Genomic DNA, 18,560 nt, shown 5'->3' with positions numbered 1-18,560 from the left:
ATCCTGACCCGCCAGTCGTTCCACGGGAAGCCAGCCCATCATAAACAGGTGGTTTTTTAGTCACTGCTGGCAGTGCCAGCAAAGCGCATTTTTTAACCGGTGACATCTCGGTGATATTTTGCCAGATTCAGTCTCTGACGGATGTCTTTTACCACACTGCGGACATGCGCCTGCGAGGCAGGTGACGTCGGACGGTGATTTTCCTCCGCCAATACTGGTCGTGTTTTTACAGGCAGAACCGCCGCCGCCGCACCCGGCTGCGCATACAATTTTCCTTCCCGTGCCCGCTTCATCATCGCCAGCAACCAGCCAACCGGATTATCGATTTTGCCTGCGGCTAACGCTTTATCCAGACTGATGATCACCACTTGTCCCTGTTCTGTCGGTAGCGCTTGCAACTGACGGGTCAACATCACCACATCTTCCGGTTCCAGTTGCCTGCAAAGCCCTTCAGGCAGAGAAATGCCAGCTTGCTGATCTACGTACGTTTTTTTATTCACACTCTGTGTGAAAGAACGTACGTTACAGTTCGGTTTAGTGGTTTGTCGATAACTCGTTGATTTTAGACTGAGTTCGGATTCCGAATTCAGTTCAGGCTGCGACTTTCGGCGACTCAGTTCGGTTTCCGAACCGGGTATTTTCCTGCCGGGTTCGGTTTGAGTTTGCATCGCCGGCTGTGGGGATGACGCTGTTATCGTCTGTCGCATCACTGCCTGCTGCGGTGTTTGCGCTACCCCCAGACGATCTTCCAGTAAACGGATATGACTGTGGCGATGGCGCATCAGCGGATCAGCTTTAATTTCTGTCAGCACCTCCCAGGCGGTCTGGCTGATAGTTCTGTTTTTACTGCGACACGCTTCGGCCACCGTATCCAGCCAACCGGGGTCGAAGGTTTCCGCATCGCGGCAGGTCAGCGGTTCATCGTGCTGGGCATAGATATTGCCCCTGACCCGCCCGTTCTCATCGCGGATACGCTTGCATAAACTCAGCCAGCCGGTTATTCGCAACATCAATAACACCCGGCTGACGGTTTCACGAGACGCCTTGCCTTTATAGGGCGAGGCCAGCAGCACCTGTAATTCGTCATAACTGGGGAAAACCGCCCCTTCATTTTGTTGCGCGTACAGGCGGATCATCATCCAGCCCGTTTTATCCAGCGGAGACAGACGGCTGTCCAGCAATAAACGCCGGGGATACGCATCCTGAATATTGCCCATAAACAGCAGGCCACTGCGAAGTTGTGAAACATCCCCGTCCGCACGCGTTTCCAGACGGGTTTTCATTTTGGCAATGGTGTGGGCGATTAAACTGTCTGCGGGCAAATCCATGGGCTTCCTTTATCTCCAAGGTTTAAGTCTTCAAAAAATATTCTCAGGGCTGCACCCGGTATCCATGCCTGAACCGGATGCAGAATGACAACACTTTAAACTTTATGATTTGCGGATTTCATTGTTGTAACGTTCATGGTGCATCAGTTCCCAGGATTTTCCGCCATCGCGACTTAACAGTCGCCAGAACAGCCCCACATTAATTTTCAAGTACCCCGTCCCTTTTTCTTTCAGCCTGACGTAATTACGCTCGCCCCGTTGATACCGCCGCACCTGCTGTTGCGCCTTACGGCAAAATGACAGCGGTGCCGTCAGCGGTACATGCAGGCCGGGCATAATTTCCCTGAGTTTTCCTGACATTGTTTCCTTCCTCTCCCTGCCATGCCGCTATTTCGTTGTAGCGGGTTCGATTCCCGGTGACGCGGATTGCTGCCACTCTTTCACTGCATTCCAGACTGAGGTTAAGGAGACGTCATTCTGTTCCGCCACCTCCATCATGATATCCAGCCCTGCCGCGCTGTCTGCGTCAGTAACCTCCGCCGCCTGCCAGCGTTGCCATAAATCACGGTTTTCGGCTTCCGTCAGCACCAGCCCCCGCCCCGCTCGCACTTCAATGCCCGCGATACGCCGGCGGGCGGCGATTTCCAGACTGGATAAGCCGAAAAAATACCGCATCATTTCAATTGAGCCACCCAGCCCCAGCGCCCGGTCAATGCGCTGTGTCCGCTGCTGCTCAAGACGCGCCTGATGCAGGATGCGGGCGAGGTTGCTGTGATGAATATGCACGGTCAGTACTGACACCGGGCTGTTGCCCAGGTAATGCAAATCCTCCAGGGTCAGGTTCTGCAACATCTGCATTTCCGAAGGCGCCAGCCCCAATGCTTCACAACGGCGGATATAGCCGTTTTTCAAATCCATTACCAGCTGCATCAGCAGGCTGTTGGTCGCTTGCGATAAATGATTCATACACTGCTTCCTCCCAATATCAGGCCAATCAATACGATGTGAACAAATTGGAAAAACAGACCACCTCAACCCGCGCTGTTATCAGGTCATCACATTCTCCGGGGTCATCCGGCGCTGAAGTTCGCGCAGGCGGCGGATAAGGCGTATCAAACGTAAGAATTTCACCGTTTGAATATCATCCAGTAAAGGCGTTTCCCCCTGCACGGCGCTGCCAAGCAGAATATCGGTCAGCGTCAGGGGACAGGTTTCCGGCGGAATTTCGCCGGTCAGAGACAGCAGCAACAGCGCAAAAGGTTGGGCATGTTGAGGTTCAGTCAGCCGGTATCCTGCTGATAATTCATCCGGGGCAGAGACCACATCGTTTTCACAACCCGTGGCCTCCGCCAGTTCAAAGGCCAGCCGAAACGCCATGCCTTGCAGGTGCTCGATATCGTCCTGCATCGGGGAAATTTCCCAGACCGAACTGACCGGTTCCAGACCGGTTTGGGCAAAAGGCAGGCACTCTGCCTCAGGAACAGGCAACTCAGGTTCAGGCGGGTTATCCGGCTGGTAAGGCGGGATCACCGGATTTTTGCTGGAAAACACAGCAGGCGATTGTTCTTCATCAGATGATGAGATAACGGTTTCAGGCACCGGTACTGTCTCTGTTGCAGGCTGAGACATCCGTCTGGGATTCGATTCCCTGTTTTGCAATCGAACCGGCTCCGTCTTATCCGTCTCAGATTTCTCTGGCACCGGCACATATTTAAATGCCGTGACCTGCTCACCAAAGAGCTGCCTGCGGTTACTTTCCTTCGGATCGAGTTCCAGCATCCAGCGGTCGTAATTCAGCTGTGGGTGCGGCAGTGCCTGTAATAAATCGCCGATCAGTTCATCCCGGAACATCTCCAGCGACCAGGATTCCTGAGCATCAAATTTGCGGCAACAAGTCCCGAAGATGTCGCCAAAGGTACAGACGGGTTCCGGGTTTATACTGATGATATGCTGTTGCCAGACCGCCTCGGCATCCTGCCTCAAGGCCAGCAAGGGTCTTATCTGTGGCGCACCCAACCCGGATTCCAGCAGGTTAGGCATCCACGGGTACAGGTACTTCACGGTATGTTCCATCCGGCTGATGTGTCCGTCGCTGACAGGAAAACCCGCCTGACTCAACAGCGCTGACAATTCCCGCAGGGAGATTTTTTTCTGCTTCTGCTCTTCATAAATCTCCCTTGCCTTGCGGATACCCTGCGCTTTTTCAATAAAGCTGAGTTCCCCCCGCAGTTCATTTTCGGCCAGATGCCCGATAACACACTGCAAACGCCCCGGCCACGGTTTAAACAGGCAGTGGATACGGAAAAAACGCTCATCGCCCGTTTCCTGCCACAATTCTGACAGAATTTGGTAGCGGGTATTACCGCCATCGCTGAAGATATAGGCTTCCTCGCCTTGTGGGTCACGGGTCACTTTCGGCACGGTATCCAGACCGCGGGCTTTTATCGAGGCCTTGATATCGTCATAGCGTGGGTTACGCCCGGTACGGGGGTTATCCGGATTAGGGCGCAGTTGATCCAACGTCAGTACCATCGGCATTTCTGCCATTGGCGGGCTGTCATTGATGGTGGCCGTCGCCTGCCGACCTTGTTGTAACAGGGCATTGCCTAAATTGAGATTTTGCCGTGCCATCACTTAACTCCCGTAGCCATAGGTGTCTGCTGATAAGTCCGAAAAACGGGTATACTGACCGTCAAAACGCACCCGCACCGTCCCCGTCGGGCCCTGACGCTGTTTACCGATAATGATTTCAGCGATACCGCTGTCCGGGGTATCAGCGTGATAGACCTCGTCGCGGTAAAGATGCAGGATCAAATCAGCATCCTGCTCCAGTGACCCGGAATCGCGCAAGTCCCCGTTATTGGGGCGTTTGTCGGATCGGTTTTCGACCTGGCGGTTAAGCTGGGACAGCGCCAGTACCGGGCAATTCAGCTCTTTGCCCAAGGCTTTCAGGCTGCGGGAGATTTCGGCAATTTCCTGTGTGCGGTTTTCCTGTCCGGGCGCACACATCAACTGGAGATAGTCCACCATAATCAGGGCGGGCTGACCGTATTGACGGGTGTAACGGCGGGCGCGGGCACGCAATAGCGCGGGGGTCTGGTAACTGCAATCATCAATTATCAGCCGCTGATCCCACCGGGCAAACTGATCCAGACTCTGGCTAATCCGTCCCCACTGTTCATCATCCAGTATCCCGCTGCGCAGGGCCGTTAAGGCAACCCCGCCTTCCATCGCAGACAGACGCAGCATCAGTTGTGAGGTTGGCATTTCCAGACTGAAAATCTGCACCACCGCATCGGCACGATGCCGCAATGCGCCGAGACAACAGGCCAAAGCCAGCGCGGTCTTGCCCATCGAAGGACGGGCGGCCAGCAAAATCAAATCGCCGGGCTGTAAACCGCAGGTTTTTTCATCCAGTTGATGAAATCCCGTGGGCGTACCGGTAATTCCGTTTCTGCCCTGTATTTGCTCCAGATGGGAAATCAGGGCGTCCGCCCCTTGCAGCAGGGTCACTGCCTGATGCTGCCGGACAGCGCCTTTTTCCGCCAGATTAAACAGCTGGCTTTCAGCTTGTTCGGCAATAGTGGCTGCCTGTGCATTAGGCTGAAAGACCTCCGCACTGATAGCTTTGCCCAGTGCCAGTAACTGACGCAGCTGACTTTTCTCCGCCACAATACGGGCATATTCCATGATATTGGCAGCACTGGGGGTGTTTTTACACACCTCTGCCACATAGGCAAACCCGCCCGCTTTATCCAGCTGACCACGCTGGGTCAGCATATCGGTCAGGGTGATCAGATCATACGGTGTATTTTTTTCGGTCAGTTCAGCAATGGCCTGATACATTATCCGGTGAGCCGGAAAGAAAAAGTCTTCAGGTACCAGTAACTGAACAATGTCATCCCAGCGATCATTCTCCAGTACCAGCCCGCCAATCACCGACACTTCCGCATAGCAATAGCTGGGCTGCTCTTTGCTGACCGCCTGTAAAAAGTCATGATCCATATCCATCAGTGACCTCCTTGCTGACCCTATTCAGTGCATTGACTAACCGCTGTTGCAGACGGGGCGAAGAGACCCAGAACAGGACGTCGTCTGCGGTTAAATACCGGGGTTTTCCCGCATACCGGCTACATTCCAGTAAGGCTAAATCATGCGGGGCATCGGGGCGCAGTGCCCGGCTGAGTAATTCCGCTTCATTGAGGGGGCTGAAATGTTCTACGTTATCAGGAGAAACATCCCAGATAACCGGCAACAAAGCCTGATATTTTGCCAGTGCCGTTTTACGATCCGGCGCATCAACAAACACGACCCACTCATCCTGGATCTCCGTGAACGGTAATTCCATGTTGTCATAACAAAAACAGACAGCACGCCAGATAACATTCATTGCGCATCCCCCGTCGGTTGTTTAGCCAATACGGCATCAAACTTCGCTGTCCATTCGGGAAACAGTTCACAGGCCAGACTGTGCATGGTTTGCGCGGCAGCCGGGCTTTTTCGGTTGGTTTTATATTCAAGGCGATGCACGGGCTGGGCACGAACGTGTCCCAGTTTGTAGATATCCAGCAGGTCAATGCGGGTTTGCAACAACTGATAAACGCGTCTGCCGCCTAACGCCGACGTATCGTAGCGTTGCTGTTCAATAATGTCGGTCAGTTCATTGAGCGTATCCCGATCCAGATTGGTGCCTTCAATGCCGTTTGCCAGTATCTGAATAGAGGGCAACCGGATGCCATAATTTTCAAATGACCGAAGGCGGGTCAACATCCGTAACGTGCCGCGCAGGAATTCACGCACATCAGGCAAGATCGGTTTGATTATCCCCAGCACACTGTGCGTGGCACTCAATACAACCAGCTCAGTCATTATCCCGGTTGCGCCCTTGGAGTCGATAATAATGACGCCGTACTGACTAAAGAGAGGGTGCTGCAAGATATTTTTCAGGCGTAAACGGCCATCGGGCGCGTGCAGCATCGCTGTCGGCAGGAGTTCATCCGGATCATTGGAGACAATGATATCGAGGTTTTTGATTGTTGAGCGGGAAATGATCTGATCGGGTTGGTTCAGATCCACGGTCTGCATCAGCAATTCATACAGACCCGCGGGTGCTTCATAGCTCAGGGTAAAAATACTGCTGGACGTGGGTTGGGAATAATCAGCATCAATCAGGAGAACGCGTAAACCGGCATCAGCAAGAAATCCGGCTAAATTGGCTGAATGGGTCGATTTGCCTTCGCCCCCTTTGGGGGAAATTATAGGAAATATTCTCATTTTGCATACTCAGTTAGTGAAATATGCAAAATAGGCAAATTTAAATTGTTAACATTATTTCAACTTACGAGGGGATTGAAAATCCCCGTGTCGGTGGTTCGATTCCGCCTCCGGGCACCACCTTAAAGTTTCTTGAAGTCCAATCCCGTCAACCACCTCAAATAAAACCACGTCAAATTAACCAGATAGATTATCTTTACGTCTATTTTGGTCTATTGCAATCAATATGCAGCAAGGGGCATAATCGGTGGCACCTACACTTCGATTATAAGTATGCCCCATAAAATGAAACTCAACGCGCGACAAATCGAGACGGCAAAACCCAAAGAGAAAACCTATAAACTGACTGACGGTGGCGGCCTGTATCTGGAGGTCACTTCACGCGGCGCTAAATATTGGCGCATGAAGTACTACCGCCCCACTGATAAGAAAGAAGACCGTCTGGCTTTTGGTGTCTATCCGGTTGTATCCCTGGCTGATGCACGAGCCAAACGGGACGAAGCCAAGAAGTTGATTGTACAAGGGATTGATCCCAAAGCAGAGAAAAAAAGGGCAGGCTCTGAATCGAAAGGGGCATACCCCTTTGAGAAAGTCGCCCTTGAGTGGCACGCCAGTAACAAACGCTGGAGTGACAGTCACCGCCACAAAGTACTGCGCAGCCTTGAGCAGTATATCTTCCCACATATCGGCAGGCTCGATATTACCACGTTAAGGACAAGTCAACTGTTAGCCCCGGTCAAAACGGTTGATGCCGAGGGTAAGCACGATATCGCCCAACGGCTAACAGTGCCTTACGTAACATGGGCTACGATACCCAAACCGAAGTCTGCGGGCATGGGTTCCGCACAATGGCACGTGGCGCGATGGGGGAATCCGGCCTGTGGAGTGATGACGCGATCGAGCGCCAGTTAAGCCATATCGAAAGAAACAATGTCCGGGCGGCCTATATTCACACATCCAAGTATCTGGACGAACGGCGGCTGATGGTGCAGTGGTGGGCTGATTACCTGGATGCGAACCGGGAAAAGCCCATCACACCCTATGATTTTGCCAAGCCGCTGCGCGACAGCAAAAACCGATAGCGCGGCACGAAAACAATTTCACGCATGGGATAAACAATTAACGCTGTTCATTTAATAATGGTTTTTAAATAATTCGCCTGTCATCAAACAACGTCCACGATGAGCACTCACGGACTCGGTAACAGGAAAAAAACATGACAGTGACAGCACAGAAGGAAAATCTTATCCGTTTGCCGGAAGTTCAGCGCAGAACGGGTTACAGCAAGGCGTGGATCTACAAATTGATTGGCGACGGAGAATTTCCGAAACAGGTCAAAATCGGCCCCCGCTCTATCGCGTTTATTGAATCAGAAATTGATAACTGGATTGCCCAGCGTATCGCGGGATCACGGGTGGCATAACACACACAAAAGAATATGACATAAGAAACGTAATATAAAATACAACGCCCCGAAGTGCGGCACACACTGCGAGGCGTTTCACCAATAACCGTTTAAGGTAAAAAACGATGGCTGATATACAGCATACCCAAACTCGCCCTAAATTTACAGTCCAAAAATCTGCTAATCAAAAACCGCTCGAACTGATCCAGACCGTGAAAACATCGGCTATGTACCATTGGGAAAATCTGCTGCCTGCGTGTGGTATTGATATTCCGGCCAAAGGTAAACATGGTGCTTGTCCGGTCTGCGGCGGCACTGACCGTTTTCACTTTATCGATGATCACCATCATGGTAACTGGCATTGTCGGCAGTGTGACGCCCCAAACTATGGTGATGGGCTGGATTTAGTGGCAAGAACCCAAGGGATCTCGATTACTGAGGCAGCCAAAATCGTTGCAGATACACTGGCCTTGCCTTTGCCAGAACCCAAGCCAGCCAGGGAAACCACTTACACAACACGGCCGATTGCCGAAAAAGTGGCGGCACTGGTGGAAAAATCCGTTACCGGATATTCGCCATACCTGAGCGCAAAGGGGCTGCAATGCCCCAATCAGCGATTGCTTGAAGATGGCTCCTTATTGTTGCCACTGACAACACTGGACAAGAAAGTCACGGGTGCGCTGCTTATCAGGCCGGATGGAACGCGAAAACACCTGTTTGGCAGCAAAAAGAAAGGTTCATTTATCGCGCTGTCTGTACTGGAAGAACAACCGGACATGGTCTTGATTGCAGAGGGCTACGCCACCGCGCTGACGGTCAGTCAGTTATATGACGGTCTGGTTCTGGCGGCACTGGATGAGGGAAATCTATTTCCTGTCACAAAAGCCGTTCGGGAACGTTGGCCGGACGCAAAAATCATTATTGCCGCAGATAATGACTGGCACGAACCGGGCGAGCTGGATAAAGACGGCAAACCCAAAAAGAATGTTGGCAAGATCTCGGCAAAAAAAGCCGCCCATGCAGTAAATGGCTGGCTTACATTGCCACCGGGTAATATCAAAGCTGACTGGGACGATTATCGCCAACAACACGGCATTGAGGCAGCAAAACAGGCATTCAGTAAAGGGTTGCATCAGGTGGGAGAATATATGAACAGTAAAGCAACAGAGGATCGCAGCAATATAGAAACCCTCTACCCAAATCGCAAAACAAAACTACCGCTTTCAGTCGGTTCTCAAGGCTTTGATGCTCAGTTGGACTACGTCGTTAAGGGCATCATTCCAGCGCATTCCCTGTGCAGCATTTACGGGGCGAGCGGGTCATACAAGAGCTTTCTGGCCGGAGCATGGGGCTGTCATATTGCCACGGGCAAGGCATGGGCTGGGAAATCAGTCGCTCAGGGTTCAGTGATGTACGTCGTCGGTGAAGGCGGGATTGGTGTGCCACGGCGCATCAGGGCATGGGAAATCGTCAACGGTCAGACCGTTGAAAATATGTATCTGATCAATACCCCCGTATTTCCGGCTTCGCCTGCCGAAGTGCATGAGCTGGTGATTGCAGCCCAACAGGTTGAAGCCGAAACGGGCCAACCGGTACGCCTGATTATTCTGGACACCCTCGCCCGTTGTTTTGGGGGCGCTGATGAGAATGATTCAAAAGATATGGGGGCGTTTGTTCGTGGCTGTGACGAACTGAAAGCCCGGACAGGGGCAAGCATTCTCGTGGTTCACCATTCCGGCAAAGACGAAAGCAAGGGTGCACGGGGTTCCAGTGCCTTTCGTGCTGCGCTGGATGTTGAATATAAAATCAGCCGGGAAGAAAAAAAAGGCGGGGCGCTGGTTATCGCCTGTACCAAGATGAAAGATGCCGAAGAGCCGGAAACCCAAGCCTATGACCTGCGCGTGGTTGAACTCTTTACCGATAAAGACGGTGAAGATATTACGTCATTAGCTGTGATTGACAGGCCGCGCGATCCGGTTGAAGAGGAAGAAATCGGTCTTGTCGCCAATAAAACCGATAACCATACGGCGGTGTGGCAGTGCATACGGTCGCGCACTGCCCTGAAAGAGCCTTGTAGCGTTGCCCTTGTACGTGATGACTTGAAGGCGATGGGGGTGAATGTGAAGAATTTCAGCCGCTGGTTAACCAAGTTAGAGCATGACGGACTCATTACCCGGAACGGGCAGGAACTCACCATGGTTAACCAGAACAACGGGGATTAAAAGTGAGTAGAAAAGTGAGGCGTAGTGAGGAGAGGCATTTTACGACTCACCCTATTCCTCACTTTTCTCGCATATATACAGAAAAAGTGAGGAGCAATAAAGGTATTGATTTTTAAGGATAAATAAATCCCAATTCCTCACCTGTTTTTGCAGTGAGGAAAGTAAAAAGTGAGGAGAAAAATGAGGAAGCGTGAGGCGTCATTCCCTTTTCTGGCGGGTGTTTTTTAGGCTCTCCGTGTTACCGGGGTAATTTATTAGCCCGGTAACACGGAGAAGACAAGCGCAGCGCGTCAGTGATACCCTGAAAATGATTGTCTAACTGTCTAACCATCAAGCGAGAAAATCTTTCTGGCTGGCAATCAATTTTGCATTATAGACTCAGGGCGAGATGCATGAACGTTTTTTGCGCTAAAACTGAATACAATGAAATTCAATACTGATCAAATATCATACAGAACAGCTTTATTAAAGTATCAAGCAGTGTTTTATTTGGATGAGTTGATTAAAAATTAGACTTTAATGCTCTCACCATGATTATAAACCGAGTGTGCACATCGTGTTATATATTTTGAAATTACTTATGCAATTACTAAAATATTTATTTATAAAAAATTAATTTTAACATTTATTATTTTCAATCTGGCTGTTTTTTCTTTTATAAATATCATTGTGTTAATTTTAAATCAATCAAAATCATAATTAAATAAAATCAATTATTACCATGATAATAATCATTGATTTGAAGCATATAATGATATTTTATTTATCATGAAGTTAAATTATGTTTAACGATTGTTTATTTTATTTTTGATTATTTTATTTTAACATCACATTCATTCTCAATCATTTGATTGACTTTTATAAAAGCCAAATTTCGTTTTATATTCTTTATTGTGCTGATGGAGCCTATTCTTATGAAAGAACTAATTTAATCAGATATATCACTTCCCACTTTGAGTGAAACAGTCAGTTATTACAATATCAGATTGTCAAATTACTTATAACATATCGTAACTCATTTAATTGAATTATTGATGTTTGTTTAATGAATCCATCTTCGATATACGATAGAAGATAATAATTATGAGATTTAAAAATGGATATTAGAATTTATAACGATGAAACTCACAAGTACGCGCTCGAGTTACTTAAGAATGATGGCGTTATTGTAGCTCCAAGCGTAACGAATTACGGTGTTTTTTGTTCAGCAACAAGTGCAAGCGGAATAGCTCGAATCTTCAAAATGAAAGAGCGAACTAAGTTCGGGCCACTCACATTGGGTATTGGGCATCCGGATGATGCGAAAACCTATGCGGACATCCCACCAGAGTTCTCAGATGAACTGATCGCTGAGCTACTCTTAGGGAAGACCACTACAGTTTTCTTCAAGGCACCAGCAGCAACTTTATTTCCCGAGCAAATGACTATGGGAGCTCCCACAATTGGTCTTTTTTGCCATGGGATGAGCCCCATGTATGAAATTGGGCGTGACTTCGGCCCTATAGCTCTCACGTCCTCTAACATATCGGGTACCGGAGGTCACCAAGTTACTCGCGAACAAGCGATCAATGATCTCGGTCAGCACGCAGATCTGGTCATTGATGGAGGCCCTATCGGTTGGGATGAAACTGCGGGACCGTTTCAGAGTAACACAGTAGTGGATTTTTCCTTCAACCCACCGCATCTGGTTCGACCGGGCAGATTCTCAACTGAGCGACTAAAAAGCCTCTTTCCTACGCTTGTAACTGACCTAAGTGCCTATAAGGACGTGATAACAAAACGAATGGGAAATATCAGATTATGACTTACATTCATTTCGATAGGCCATCCGCTGGATTTGATCAGAATGTTAGAATGAAAACAGGCAGAGTCTTACTTGTCGGTATGGGAGCAGATATTGGATCTAATCTCTTGTATTTGTCGGCGACTACAGAGGTTGGATACCCAATTACGGATGTATTAACCCATCCAATTGATAGCGAAGGCATTGGTGCAACAGAACGCGGACCGCTCAAAGAGCTCAAAGCCCGTCTTCTCCTGGCTAATCCACTTCTGTTCGGCAAAATTATCACGGATAGTAGTAATTGCTCACTGGCTATAAATGGGCGTTCATTCCGTATTCACTTCCGTGATCTTGATGGTGATCTGAATGATCTCGGTTACTTCGATTTAGCTGTGTTGGCAACAAGTCGTCGGCACATTAGATCAAGAAGCCATCTTGATAAACTTGAATCCATTGCTCGGGTAGTCATTGGTGCGGCAGAGAATTCTGCTCTTCCTGCTCTTTATCCCGCACTTTTGACCGCTAATTCACAACACTTTCTTGCTAGTCGTACAGCAGTAGCCACTGAACTATCAGGAAGTTATGCAATGGGCAGTTGCCAATGTGTAGGATGGACTACAGGTTTGCGCATTCTGGCAGATTATTGCTCAAGCCGAGGCGTAGCGCTTCAAGATATTTTGGTTCATACGGAGGTAGACATTGTCCATCCCGATACCGCATCTTCCAATTTTGGCACCAAGCGTGTGGGCTCACGTACAGAGGATCCCAGAGACAACTTACGACCAGGAGTCTCTCAGGTGGCTGAATCCATGTTACGGTTCCGTCCCGCCACAAGCTCTAATACCGTTTCACTCCGAGTACTTACCCAGCCCCCCGGATACCAGATACAACGGTTTTTCCTGCGCGGGCTTGATATTCGCACAAACGATCTTATCGATGTTGCGAGCGCATTAGAATCTGCTGAACCATTCCTTATTCATGTAGCTAATACTCCTATCGGTTCAAGGGCTTATTCCTGCCAGCCTTGCAGTGTTGTACTTCTCATAACGGAGCAACATATTTTAGTTAAACGCATCGGAGACATCGTCGAAGTGATCCTGCAAACATTTGTCCACAATACACTGGGCTATTGTGCTGCAATCCTTTCTGCTACCGATCGAATCCTACACGGTGATGCCGTCACATTTGTTGAGCCACATAACCCAACAATTATTAGAGAATAAAAAATGATTACTTCAGAACCTATGAATAAGCCAACTGCGCGGAGAGCCACAGGCAAGGTCATCATTACCCCAGAGCCTGAAACAGTGGGTACTATTACGCACTCTCCCAGCGAACTTTTAGACGGTTTGGAACATATTCTTTGCACACCAAATCTTGATTGTGCGGTTGCAAGTAAGATTATAGCAAACCCATCAATAAGGTCTGTTGTTGTAACCAAGAGCGAATTTTCGGATCACGCCCGAAAAATGCTCCATGAATCTGGAATTGGACTAGTTGTCTGTAACGAAGGAGAACTCGACAAGATAAATAGGTGCATCGTCAATAAAGATGGCCTGACGGCTCTTAGGGAGGAAGTGCCAGTCAGCGCAATCTGTTCGGTATTGAACCAGAGAAACCTCGCAATCTATCGTAGATTTGGAATTAATTCACTGGGATACTTCAGATTTAAGTTCTGTCTTTTCCAACTATTTAGCCAAGAGCCGTCTGCTTATCATGATCCTAACCGGATTGAGAACTTTCTGTATGAGCAACTAGCTGAGCTGGGCAAGCAGAACTGGTCAAGCATTCGTTGTGTTCTATCCGATCTTACTACGACTGAACTCGCCGAGGTTGGGATAAATGTGCCAGCAGAAATGAACCCGGACATGGGCGTGCGTGGGCCACGGTGCATGAAACAATGGACACCAGAATTAGCAGCAATTCGTCGCTTTCAGGAAGAATTCGACACACTTGTTAAAATCAGTGCACCGTTCATTTCCACCATCAGTGAATACTGTTCATTCGTCAATATGGTGAAAAAGGCAGGAATACAACGCTCTCATGTTGAGCTTGGATTTACATTAGAGGTTCCAGCACTGGCGGAAGAGCTTGATGACTTGTTCACAACATCAAAGGTCGATTTCATGGCTATTGGCACGTCAGATCTTTTCTCTCTGTTTAATGGAGTTTGTCGCAATAATCAAGCTCTTTCTGTATTGCCAACCAGTAACGCGAATATTCGCCTGCTACGTAGAATCGTTACGAGTGCTCGAGAGCATGGAGTTCATACATTTGTGTGTGGTGAAGTTCGCCGTAATGAAGTGATTATGACGGAGTTGTTGCAAGCTGGAGTTGGAGAGCTCATTTGCTCCGCCCAAGTCAACGAACTCAGCTCGATATTTTACCTCTCTAGTCTAAAGAGGTCTGCAATATGATTCGTTTTACCTAAATGGAGGTGTATGAGAAGCATAAAAAACAGTGAGGCATGGGTCTGGTAAGAATCATCTGAAATAGCTCAACAACTTGAGGTTGGCGATTAGATAATTCACTCGAGTCTCTAGTAAACGCAATTATTGCTTATTTTAGCGAATTAAACAAAGTACCTACTGTTTTTATGTTCTCCATGAATGCGTTGGCTGGATGGACTTTTTAGTTCTGACCAAAATTTTCCCAATTAAGTCGCATCAGAAACATGATGTGAATCATTCTGCATGGTATTTAACTGAGACATATAAATATGAAAAATTCTTATTCTACAGGTGTCATCTGCTGTCTGATCGCCACATTATCTTGGGGAGCAACTTTTCCGATCATGACCAGCGCTCTTACACGCATCGACCCTTATACATTCACATTATTACGCTATGGCTTCGCCGGTATTGCATTGCTAATCGCACTGTTTTTACGCGAAGGAAAGCAAGGTTTGAGTCTCAAAGGTGAACGTATAGGTTTGGTATGGTTGTTGGGTTCTGTGGGCTTTGTTGGTTTTGGTTTTTTTGTATTTTTAGGCCAACAAATGGCTGGAAAAAGTGGCGCATTAACGGCCTCCATAATGATGGCAACTATGCCAATGCTTAGCATTCTTGTGAACTGGGTATTACGCAAGGTTGCGCCTCCTGCTATCTCTATTGGGTTAATCCTGATGTCCTTTTTTGGTGTAATGACTGTGATTACTAAAGGTCACTATAGTAATCTTTTTGATTTTCCCTCCAGCTATTCCGCAAATGGACTTATCATTCTCGGCGCACTGTGTTGGGTTATTTACACTGTGGGAGCTTCATTTTTTCCTACCTGGTCACCGTTAAAATATACTGCGTTGACGACTTATCTGGGGGTGATAAGTATAGTGGTACTGAACGGTATACTGTATGCCTGTGGTATTGTACCTGTACCAGCAATCAGTGAGTTCGAGTTTGTTATTCCACATGTATTCTACACAGCTTTCATTGCTGGCTTCATTGGGATCCTGTGCTGGAATATTGGTAATAAAATCCTAACGCCACTTAACGGTGTATTATTCATGGATATCGTACCAATCACCGCTTTCTCTATTTCAGCGATGACCGGAATAAAGCCAAGTGCTCCTGAAATCGCCGGAGCTTGCATCACGGGTTCTGCACTAATCCTCAATAACCTGTATTTGCGTTACCGTAGTACACCCAAAAAAGTTGCTATTCCCATTCGTGACAACTGAATGATTAGCCATATGTAATAATTAAGTTTGGATATTCAGTTATAGCTCCCTTTTTATTAATAGTGTTATTTCTCTCTACGGTAGGGAAATTTATATCTGTGTCTATAGTGATAGATTATTTCCCAGTAATAGGGAGCTCAGAATAGCCATGGCTTGATTATTGTTTTTTCGCTGAAAAGAAATTAATCGATGTAAGGTAAAGTATTTCTTGTCATTAGGTTACTAAAGGTTGGATGTGTTATCCAATCAGGCTAGGAGATTTAAACATGTTCGTAAAATCCGGTGAATTAATATTGCATGTTGATTTACAAGGCTCCAGTGATGCTCCTGTTCTAGTGTTACTTCATTCTCTTGGAACTAATTTACACCTTTGGGATCCACTGATTTCGACTTTAACTCAAAACTATCGTGTGCTACGTCTGGATATGCGAGGTCATGGTCTTAGTGAAGTTGGACAGGGTTCTTTTCTCATAGAGGATCTAGCCAAAGATGTACTCAGTGTTGCGGATCATTTCGGAATCGATGTGTTTTCGGTAGCTGGTGTCTCGATCGGTGGGCTGATAGCACAGTATTTAGCCGACAGTGTACCTGAACGGCTCTTGTCAATGGTGCTTATTGACACTTATCTCGCACCAGCTGCACTGTCTATCTGGAGTTCAATAGCCGATGATATCCTCAATTGTGGATTAGACCATCGAGTTCAAGAAATCTTCTCACGTTGGGTAACGCCAGAGTTTCGTGACACACCATCGGCGATAGGAATGAAACAGATGTTATGCCGTACCTCAGCAGAAGGTTATGCGAGATGTGCCGAAGCATTATCACAAATTACACCGGGGCAACCAAAGAATAAGAAAATTCCAGTACTAGTATTAGTCGGCGAAAATGATATTGTCGCTACACCCACAGCCGCACAAGAAATGGCAATTGCTCGTGGTGGAAAGCTAGTAGTATTACGGGATGCTGCTCATATACCCATTATTGAAAAATCAGACGAGATTTTAGGGGAAATGATGAGATTTCTGGCTAAAAATTTCAATCAAACTGTTAGGATGGAAACTGGTGTTTAAACATGCACCACATACTACACCATAGTGGTCAACAGACAGAGGGCACTTTCCTGTCCCACAGCTATAATGGTGGAATTTCACCGACTTAATGCAAAAAACAATGGGAAGAAACTAAAGAAGTGTCCTCTATTTCCTGACCGCGACAAACAAAAATTTGAACTTGTTTAATCCAAACGATAATATATTATCGTGTGACTGCAACGATCTTATCGCCTGCAAAGATCGCCTTCGGGTGGCGAGAAAAAACTCCCGTAGCCTGAAAGGGAGAGCAAGAATTGTGGTACATCTGCGCACTTTTGGAAGTAGATATTGCCGGACACATAACCCACCGTCCGGCGATGAAAGTTTACCGGTCTTATGCATCGGCTTATCACACACTCCCCGCAGAATGGTATCTGTCACGTTCTGACCGATACCGTTTTAGCTGGTACAACATTCACCAACTGCTTATCCACGAATAACAAACGTCCCGAAAACTGCGCGGCGTCACTTGCGTAACAGCGTAGCGATTACCAAGTGACGCCGCCGGGCGGCAAACTTCCAGAGCGCAACCGGACTGGCTTTACGGCCGATTTGAACTACGGATTACTCAGTGCAACCTCCCGAAACAGGCCATTGACTGACATTTCGTTTGATTGATGAACGAATTTCAAGTCTGGTTTTCAACCCACTGCCTTAAAACAGGCTGATGCAGCAAAAAGGAAATATGACACACGTCACGATTAATGAGGCGTTCATCCTGACTGAGATCAGGCACTGAACGGGGAGTACACCATCGCCGTGCCTGGCATGCACGTAGCGAACTCCTGCAATAACTCAACACAATGCTCTCTCTGCTACACATTATCTGACGCACCACGGAACGGTGAATCTAACCGACACGCAGAGAATGTTTCGAAATGTTAGAAATGAATGAAAATGGTCTGAAAACACAGGGGAAATGCGGATAGCAAAGCGATCACGAACGAGAACAAACAACAAAGATTATTTAGCCGTCCGTATTTTCCTCTGAGTTTGTCCGATGACTGAGGGCAGGATTCATTGTGTCTTCATTTAAAATAATGATAAATATCATTTAATTACAGTTAAAATAATAATGAATTTGAAATATTGTAATGGATACTGACGCGATATTGAGCGAATTCATAATCATTAGACTTAGTAATTCAGTTATTGAGTCAGATAAAACAATCAGTTAAAGTATCCACGCCATTGGCAAAATCCAATGGTCAAGGTTTTGCAGCCTTGCGCACTTATACACTGGTAAGATACTTTACCAGTGTTCTTGCTATTACCTTTTCTATGGTGGTTCAGGCTGGGGAGGCTATGCCTCGCCGGAATAAGTGCCGGTCTGCAAACCCTGTCTGAATCACCACCATCAATGATTAATTAATGGAAGGGGTAGCAGGAATGAATAACGTTAGAAATGACTGGCATCAAGCCGATATTATTGCTGCATTACGTAAACGTGGTACAACCTTAGCGGCTGTTTCTCGTGAAGCGGGACTCAGTTCATCGACATTAGCAAACGCATTAAGCCGCCCGTGGCCTAAAGGGGAGTGGATTATTGCGAACTACCTCGGTATACATCCTTCGGAAATCTGGCCGAGTCGCTATTTTGGTGTTAGTGGTCAACTGATTGAACGCAAGGTTCGCGATAAGTCACAGGAATAACCTGCCTCAATTTGTGATCGACTTCGTAAAAATGATAAATTTTAATATGAAGCCTTGAGTATGAAATGGCAGCCAAATTTGACCATTTTTAAACCTCATGGCTTTTTTGCTTTAAAACAACGAAAAAA

16 protein-coding genes and 1 pseudogene are annotated in these 18,560 nt (G+C 47.5%); 10 read left to right on the top strand and 7 right to left on the bottom strand.

The annotated features are described in order from the left end of the window. Nucleotides 1-92 precede the first annotated feature (92 nt). The 7 genes from XDD1_RS04950 to XDD1_RS04920 all read right to left on the bottom strand — a co-directional run bounded on the left by XDD1_RS04950 (nt 93) and on the right by XDD1_RS04920 (nt 6,602). On the bottom strand, nt 93-1,328 hold the full coding sequence (locus tag XDD1_RS04950) for an STY4528 family pathogenicity island replication protein (RefSeq protein ID WP_045969223.1): 1,236 nt from the start codon (nt 1,326-1,328) through the stop codon (nt 93-95). 102 nt (nt 1,329-1,430) lie between these two features. Further along, nucleotides 1,431-1,688, bottom strand: a complete 258-nt coding sequence (locus XDD1_RS04945) for a ParE family toxin-like protein (protein WP_045969222.1) — start codon at nt 1,686-1,688, stop codon at nt 1,431-1,433. 27 nt (nt 1,689-1,715) lie between these two features. Then, entirely contained in the window at nt 1,716-2,294 is a 579-nt protein-coding gene (locus XDD1_RS04940) for a DUF2857 domain-containing protein (RefSeq protein ID WP_045969221.1), read from the bottom strand. Between the two features lie 81 nt (nt 2,295-2,375). Further along, entirely contained in the window at nt 2,376-3,959 is a 1,584-nt protein-coding gene (locus XDD1_RS04935; protein WP_045969220.1) for a ParB family protein, read from the bottom strand. A gap of 3 nt (nt 3,960-3,962) precedes the next feature. After that, a complete protein-coding gene (gene dnaB-PI, locus XDD1_RS04930) occupies nt 3,963-5,339 on the bottom strand; it encodes an SPI-7-type island replicative DNA helicase (protein WP_045969219.1) in 1,377 nt (458 codons plus the stop codon). Continuing rightward, complete coding sequence (locus XDD1_RS04925) at nt 5,323-5,718, bottom strand: hypothetical protein (RefSeq protein WP_045969217.1); 396 nt, start codon at nt 5,716-5,718, stop codon at nt 5,323-5,325. Before XDD1_RS04925 ends, dnaB-PI begins: the two co-directional genes overlap by 17 nt. Continuing rightward, nucleotides 5,715-6,602, bottom strand: a complete 888-nt coding sequence (locus XDD1_RS04920; RefSeq protein ID WP_045969215.1) for a ParA family protein — start codon at nt 6,600-6,602, stop codon at nt 5,715-5,717. Before XDD1_RS04920 ends, XDD1_RS04925 begins: the two co-directional genes overlap by 4 nt. A gap of 285 nt (nt 6,603-6,887) precedes the next feature. Between XDD1_RS04920 and XDD1_RS04915 the strand changes: the two are divergent. The 10 genes and pseudogenes from XDD1_RS04915 to XDD1_RS04875 all read left to right on the top strand — a co-directional run bounded on the left by XDD1_RS04915 (nt 6,888) and on the right by XDD1_RS04875 (nt 18,432). Then, nucleotides 6,888-7,684: pseudogene (locus XDD1_RS04915) on the top strand (tyrosine-type recombinase/integrase). A 134-nt stretch (nt 7,685-7,818) separates the two neighbouring features. After that, nucleotides 7,819-8,025, top strand: coding sequence for a helix-turn-helix transcriptional regulator (locus tag XDD1_RS04910; protein ID WP_045969213.1), 207 nt, complete (start codon nt 7,819-7,821; stop codon nt 8,023-8,025). Between the two features lie 107 nt (nt 8,026-8,132). After that, on the top strand, nt 8,133-10,229 hold the full coding sequence (locus tag XDD1_RS04905; protein ID WP_052705644.1) for an AAA family ATPase: 2,097 nt from the start codon (nt 8,133-8,135) through the stop codon (nt 10,227-10,229). A gap of 1,096 nt (nt 10,230-11,325) precedes the next feature. Then, nucleotides 11,326-12,033, top strand: a complete 708-nt coding sequence (locus tag XDD1_RS04900; RefSeq protein WP_045969211.1) for an L-threonylcarbamoyladenylate synthase — start codon at nt 11,326-11,328, stop codon at nt 12,031-12,033. Further along, complete coding sequence (locus tag XDD1_RS04895) at nt 12,030-13,235, top strand: hypothetical protein (protein ID WP_045969210.1); 1,206 nt, start codon at nt 12,030-12,032, stop codon at nt 13,233-13,235. The genes XDD1_RS04900 and XDD1_RS04895 overlap by 4 nt, the downstream gene beginning before the upstream one ends. Before the next feature lie 3 nt (nt 13,236-13,238). Then, nucleotides 13,239-14,429, top strand: coding sequence for a putative PEP-binding protein (locus XDD1_RS04890; RefSeq protein WP_045969208.1), 1,191 nt, complete (start codon nt 13,239-13,241; stop codon nt 14,427-14,429). Between the two features lie 302 nt (nt 14,430-14,731). Continuing rightward, on the top strand, nt 14,732-15,688 hold the full coding sequence (locus tag XDD1_RS04885) for a DMT family transporter (protein ID WP_045969206.1): 957 nt from the start codon (nt 14,732-14,734) through the stop codon (nt 15,686-15,688). Between the two features lie 266 nt (nt 15,689-15,954). Beyond that, nucleotides 15,955-16,758 (top strand): alpha/beta fold hydrolase, encoded by an 804-nt coding sequence (locus tag XDD1_RS04880; protein WP_045969204.1) that lies wholly within the window; start codon nt 15,955-15,957, stop codon nt 16,756-16,758. Nucleotides 16,759-17,033: 275 nt separating this feature from the next. Beyond that, a complete protein-coding gene (locus XDD1_RS19330; protein ID WP_148886102.1) occupies nt 17,034-17,219 on the top strand; it encodes a hypothetical protein in 186 nt (61 codons plus the stop codon). 949 nt (nt 17,220-18,168) lie between these two features. Then, nucleotides 18,169-18,432: a helix-turn-helix domain-containing protein gene (locus XDD1_RS04875; RefSeq protein ID WP_045969202.1), complete on the top strand. Its 264-nt coding sequence runs from the start codon at nt 18,169-18,171 to the stop codon at nt 18,430-18,432. Nucleotides 18,433-18,560: the final 128 nt, after the last annotated feature.

Source organism: Xenorhabdus doucetiae (assembly GCF_000968195.1).
In the GTDB taxonomy this organism is placed as follows: Bacteria; Pseudomonadota; Gammaproteobacteria; order Enterobacterales; family Enterobacteriaceae; genus Xenorhabdus; species Xenorhabdus doucetiae.
This window is presented reverse-complemented; position numbering and strand designations above follow the sequence as displayed.